We start from the raw sequence: 5,848 nt of genomic DNA, 5'->3' as shown, positions 1-5,848 counted from the left end.
ATCGACTGCCAGCCATCGCTGGGCTTGCTCACTGTCAACGGCCTGGCTTGCTCCGACGGCGTCATCATCCCGACCGAATGTGAGTTCTTCTCGCTGCGTGGGCTGGCGCTGCTGACCGACACCGTCGAGAAGGTGCGCGACCGGCTCAACCCGAAGCTGGACATCAGCGGCATCCTGATCACCCGCTATGACCCGCGAACGGTGAACTCCCGCGAGGTGATGTCGCGCGTGGTGGAGCGTTTCGGCGATCTGGTCTTCGACACCGTCATCACCCGTACTGTCCGTTTCCCGGAGACCAGCGTCGCCGGCGAACCGATCACCTCCTGGGCACCGAAGTCGGGCGGCGCTCTCGCCTACCGCTCGTTGGCCCGCGAGGTGATCGATCGGTTCGGCGCGTGAGCGCTCGCGCGACCTGCGAGGCACCACCCCAGAACGGCTTCCGGGTCAAGCTGACCAATTTCGAGGGCCCGTTCGACCTTCTGCTGCAGCTGATCTTCGCGCACCGCCTCGACGTGACCGAGGTGGCGCTGCACCAGGTCACCGATGATTTCATCGCGTACACCAAAGCAATCGGCGCCCGGCTCGAGCTCGACGAGACCACCGCCTTTCTGGTTGTCGCCGCGACGCTGCTCGACCTCAAGGCGGCCCGGCTGCTCCCGTCCGGCCAGGTGACCGACGAGGAAGATCTCGCACTCCTGGAGGTCCGCGACCTGCTGTTCGCCCGGCTGCTGCAGTATCGGGCGTTCAAGCACGTCGCCACGATGTTCGCTGAACTCGAAGCCGCCGCGCTGCGTAGCTACCCCCGTGCCGTCGCCCTAGAGGAACAGTTCGCCAACCTGTTGCCCGAAGTGATGTTGGGCGTCGACGCCCAGAGCTTCGCCGAGATCGCGGCGACGGCCTTCACCCCGCGGCCGGTGCCCACGGTGGGCACCGAGCACCTACACCAGGTGTATGTGTCCGTCCCGGAGCAGGCCAAGCGGCTGCTGTGGTTCCTCGAGCAGCGCGGGATAGGGCAATGGGCATCGTTTTCGGACCTCGTCGCCGAATGCGAACCCATCGAGATCGTCGGCCGTTTCCTGGCTCTGCTCGAGCTGTATAGATCCAGGGCGGTAGCATTCGACCAGTCAGAACCGCTTGGTGTGCTCCAGGTTTCATGGACCGGAGAACAACTGACCAGCGCAGAATTGCGGGACGAATACCAATGACACGCGCCAACGACGATGCAGAGCGCAGCGATGCGGAGGAGTGGCGCAACATGACCGAGGCCGACCAGGGCATCGACGCGTCCGAGACGAACCTGGGTATCGACGTCGCGACGGCTCCCGAACTCGAAGACGCGGAGCTGGGTGCGGTGCTCGAGGCTCTGCTGCTCGTGGTCGACACTCCGGTGGCCGTCGAGGCATTGGCGGCGGCGACCGAACAAACTGCCTCCCGGGTGGCCGCGAAACTGCGGCTGATCGCCCAGGACTTCACCGAACGCGACAGCGGCATCGACCTTCGTGAGGCCGGCGGGGGATGGCGGCTCTACACCCGGGCCCGGTTCGCACCCTACGTCGAGCGACTGCTGCTGGACGGATCCCGCTCGAAGCTCACCCGGGCCGCTCTGGAAACCCTGGCCGTGGTGGCCTACCGGCAACCGGTGACCCGGGCGCGGGTCAGTGCGGTGCGCGGGGTCAACGTCGACGCAGTGATGCGCACGTTGGTGGCGCGCGGGCTGATCACCGAAGCGGGCACCGATCCCGACACCGGCGCGGTGACTTTCGCGACCACCGAACTGTTCCTGGAACGTCTGGGGCTGTCGTCGTTGACGGACCTTCCCGACATCGCCCCGCTGCTGCCCGACGTCGACACGATTGACGACCTCAGCGAAACCCTGAACGAGGAACCACGTTTCGTGAAGCTCGCCGGCGGCAGTGTCGCCCGCGATCAGCCGCTGTCTTTCGACGTGGACCAATGACGTATACCGTCGGCGAGCCCGAAGGGGTTCGACTGCAAAAAGTGTTGTCGCAGGCCGGAATCGCCTCGCGACGGGTTGCCGAGCGAATGATCACCGACGGCCGGGTCGCGGTCGACGGCCAGGTGGTGACCGAACTGGGCACCCGGGTACACCCGGATACCTCTGACATCCGCGTCGACGGCGCGCGGGTGATCCTCGACGAGTCGCTGGTGTATCTGGCGCTCAACAAGCCTCGGGGCATGCACTCGACCATGTCCGACGATCGCGGCCGCCCGTGCATCGGCGATTTGGTCGAACACCGAGTCCGGGGCACCAAGAAGCTCTTCCATGTGGGACGCCTCGACGCCGACACCGAAGGCCTGATCCTGCTGACCAACGACGGCGAACTCGCCCATCGCCTGATGCACCCGTCCTACGAGATACCCAAAACCTATGTCGCTACCGTGAACGGATCCGTGCCGCGCGGGCTGGGCAAGAAGCTCAGGGCCGGAATCGAATTGGAGGATGGGCCGATCGCCGTCGACGATTTCGCGGTGGTGGACGCCGTCCCCGGCAAGACGATGATCCGCATCACGCTGCACGAGGGCCGAAAGCGCATCGTGCGACGAATGCTTGCTGCGGTAGGTTTTCCGGTGCAAACACTGGTCCGCACTGATATCGGCGGGGTCACGCTGGGCGATCAGCGACCGGGCAGCATCCGGGCGTTGCGCCGCAACGAGATCGGCGAACTCTACAAAGCGGTAGGGCTGTGAACACGACGAACGCAATCGTCGTCGCCGTGGATGGCCCGGCAGGCACTGGAAAGTCTTCGGTATCACGAGGGTTGGCCCGCGCTCTGCAGGCTCGCTACCTCGACACCGGCGCCATGTACCGGATCGCCACCTTGGCTGTGCTGCGCGCCGGAGTCGACCCGGCCGACCAGGACGCCGTGCAGGCGGCCGCGGCCGCCGCGAACCTCTCGGTGGGACACGACCCCGACACAGACCGCAGTTACCTTGACGGCGAAGATGTTTCGTCGGAGATCCGCGGCGCTGAGGTCACCAGGGCGGTGTCCGCCGTTTCGTCGGTTCCCGCGGTCCGCGCCCGACTGGTCGACCTGCAGCGCAGCCTGGCCGCTGGAGTGGGCAGCGTCGTGGTGGAGGGACGCGACATCGGCACCGTGGTCCTGCCCGACGCCGACGTCAAGATTTTCCTGACCGCATCGGCCGAGACGCGAGCACATCGTCGCAACGACCAGAACGTCACCGCCGGACTCACCGACGACTATGCGAGTGTGCTGGCCGACGTTCGCCGCCGCGACCACCTGGACTCGACCCGCGCGGTGTCGCCACTGCGGGCTGCCGCGGATGCGGTGGTCATCGACACCAGTGAGATGACCGAGTCCGAAGTGATCGACCATCTGTTGGATTTGGTCATGCAGAAAAGCGAGGCCCGGAAATGAGCGACGGCACGTGGGTCGACGAAAGCGACTGGGAATCAGCTGAATTCACCGAATCACTGGAGGATGTGGCCAGCGGCCCGCCACCCGTGGTGGCCGTGGTCGGGCGGCCGAACGTCGGCAAGTCGACACTGGTCAACCGGATCCTGGGCCGGCGCGAAGCCGTGGTCCAAGACGTGCCCGGGGTGACCCGCGACCGCGTGTCCTACGACGCCCTGTGGACCGGCCGCCGCTTCGTGGTGCAGGACACCGGGGGATGGGCGCCCGACGCCAAGGGCTTGCAGCAGTTGGTCGCCGAACAGGCCGTGGTGGCGATGCGTACCGCCGACGCCATCATCTTGGTGGTGGATGCCATCGTCGGGGCGACGGCTGACGACGAGGCGGCCGCGCGTCTCTTGCGACGCTCGGGCAAACCGGTGTTCCTGGCCGCCAACAAGGTCGACAGCGACAAGGGCGAATCCGACGCCGCGGCGTTGTGGTCGCTGGGCGTGGGGGAGCCGTATGCGATCAGCGCGATCCACGGTCGTGGTGTCGCCGATCTTCTCGACGCGCTCGTCGCGGTGTTGCCGGAGGTCGCCGAACTGGGCTCCAGCCAAGGCGGGCCGCGACGGGTGGCGTTGGTGGGCAAGCCCAATGTCGGCAAGAGTTCGCTGCTGAACCGGCTCGCCGGCGACGAGCGTTCGGTGGTGCATGACGTCGCCGGCACCACCGTCGACCCGGTGGACTCGCTGATCGAATTGGACGGCAAAATCTGGCGTTTCGTCGACACCGCGGGCTTGCGCCGCAAGGTCGGGCAGGCCAGCGGTCACGAGTTCTATGCCTCGGTGCGCACGCACGGCGCGATCGATGCAGCGGAGGTGGTCATCGTGCTGATCGACGGTTCGGTGCCGCTGACCGAGCAGGATCAACGGGTGCTGTCCATGGTCGTCGAGTCCGGACGCGCGCTGGTACTGGCCTTTAACAAGTGGGACCTCGTCGACGAGGAACGCCGCTACCAGTTGGACAACGAGATCGACCGCGAACTGGTGCAACTGCGGTGGGCGCAACGCGTCAACATCTCCGCCAAGACCGGCCGCGCGGTGCAGAAGCTGGTGCCGGCGCTGGAAAGTGCACTGGCATCGTGGGATACCCGCATCAGCACCGGTCAATTGAACGCCTGGATCAAGGAGGTCGTGGCGGCGACTCCGCCGCCTGTCCGCGGCGGCAAGCAGCCGCGGATCCTCTTTGCCACCCAGGCGACTTCCCGGCCGCCGACTTTCGTGCTGTTCACCAGCGGCTTCTTGGAGGCCGGTTATCGCCGATTTCTGGAACGCCGGCTGCGTGAGACGTTCGGCTTCGAAGGCAGCCCGATCCGGATCAACGTTCGGATGCGCGAGAAGCGGAAAACCCAATCCCGCTGACGGCCCGCTCGCGTTGGGTAGTTTTTGCAGCGTGCCTTTTGCCAATAGCCAGATCCTGCTGCGTCGCCGCCCGAGCGGGCTAGTACAGCCCGGGGACACCGAGTTGGTGACCACGCGCGCGCCCGAGCCCGCCGAAGGTGAGGCGCTGGTGCGCACCACGTACGTCGGCCTCGACGCCGCAGTGCGGACCTGGCTCAACGACCAGCAGGGCTACCTCCCGCCGGTTCAGTTGGGCGAAGTGATCCGCGCCGCCGGGATCGGCGAGGTGGTGTCGTCACGGTGCGACGCCTACGCGGTCGGCGATGTGATCACCACGCTGACGGGTTTCCAGGAGTACGTGATCATCCGCGACGACGTGTTCAGCACGCCGATCCCCGGTGAAAGCGATCAGCTGGCGATCATGTCGGTGTACGGACCGACCGGTGCCACGGCCTACATCGGCATGACCGACGTCGGCAAGCCGCAAGCCGGCGACACCGTCGTCGTCTCGGCCGCCGCAGGTGCGACGGGATCGATCGCGGGCCAGATCGCCAAGATCGCCGGTGCGCGCGTCGTGGGTATTGCCGGCGGTCCGCAGAAGTGCCGGGCGGTGGTCGAGGACTTCGGCTTCGACGCCTGCATCGACTACAAGAACGACGATCTGCCGGCCGCGCTCAAGCAGCACTGCCCCGATCGGGTGAACGTCTACTTCGACAATGTCGGCGGGCCGATCCTCGACGCGGTGCTCGGGCGCCTGGCGATGAACGCACGCGTGGTGCTCTGCGGGATCATCTCCAGTTACCTCAGCGGCGACCATCCCGGGCCGGCCAACTACGTCAACCTGCTGTCCAAGACCGCGACCATGCAGGGGTTCAACGCGCTCGACCAGTGGGGCCGGTTCGACGAGGCTTCGGCCGCGTTGCGCCGGTGGGCGCACGAGGGTCGAATCAGCCACCGCGAGACCATTTTCGAGGGCATCGAGTCCTGCGTGGATGCCCTCAACGGACTGTTCACCGGTGCCAACATCGGCAAGATGCTGGTCAAGTTGAGTGATCCGACGACGACCTGAGACTT

The 5,848-nt window shown here is 66.3% G+C and carries 7 protein-coding genes; all 7 read left to right on the top strand.

All coding sequences use genetic code 11. The features are described from left to right. A partial coding sequence (locus AC2VOG_RS18910; protein ID WP_486941365.1) for a ParA family protein occupies positions 1-399 on the top strand: 399 nt, incomplete at its 5' end. Then, positions 396-1,205, top strand: a complete 810-nt coding sequence (locus AC2VOG_RS18905; RefSeq protein WP_486941364.1) for a segregation/condensation protein A — start codon at positions 396-398, stop codon at positions 1,203-1,205. The genes AC2VOG_RS18910 and AC2VOG_RS18905, both read left to right, overlap by 4 nt. A gap of 50 nt (positions 1,206-1,255) precedes the next feature. Further along, entirely contained in the window at positions 1,256-1,957 is a 702-nt protein-coding gene (scpB, locus tag AC2VOG_RS18900; protein ID WP_486941366.1) for an SMC-Scp complex subunit ScpB, read from the top strand. Then, positions 1,954-2,709, top strand: a complete 756-nt coding sequence (locus AC2VOG_RS18895; RefSeq protein ID WP_486941363.1) for a pseudouridine synthase — start codon at positions 1,954-1,956, stop codon at positions 2,707-2,709. The genes scpB and AC2VOG_RS18895 overlap by 4 nt, the downstream gene beginning before the upstream one ends. Further along, positions 2,706-3,398: a (d)CMP kinase gene (gene cmk / locus AC2VOG_RS18890; protein ID WP_486941362.1), complete on the top strand. Its 693-nt coding sequence runs from the start codon at positions 2,706-2,708 to the stop codon at positions 3,396-3,398. Before AC2VOG_RS18895 ends, cmk begins: the two co-directional genes overlap by 4 nt. After that, the gene (der, locus tag AC2VOG_RS18885) at positions 3,395-4,795 is read left to right on the top strand and encodes a ribosome biogenesis GTPase Der (protein ID WP_486941361.1); all 1,401 of its coding nucleotides are present in this window, start codon (positions 3,395-3,397) and stop codon (positions 4,793-4,795) included. Before cmk ends, der begins: the two co-directional genes overlap by 4 nt. Before the next feature lie 31 nt (positions 4,796-4,826). Then, on the top strand, positions 4,827-5,843 hold the full coding sequence (locus AC2VOG_RS18880; protein WP_486941360.1) for an NADP-dependent oxidoreductase: 1,017 nt from the start codon (positions 4,827-4,829) through the stop codon (positions 5,841-5,843). The last annotated feature ends 5 nt before the right edge of the window (positions 5,844-5,848 follow it).

It is taken from the genome of Mycobacterium sp. TH-M11, assembly GCF_057473725.1.
Note: the sequence above shows the minus strand (reverse complement) of the source record. Positions and strands in the feature narration are given on the sequence as shown.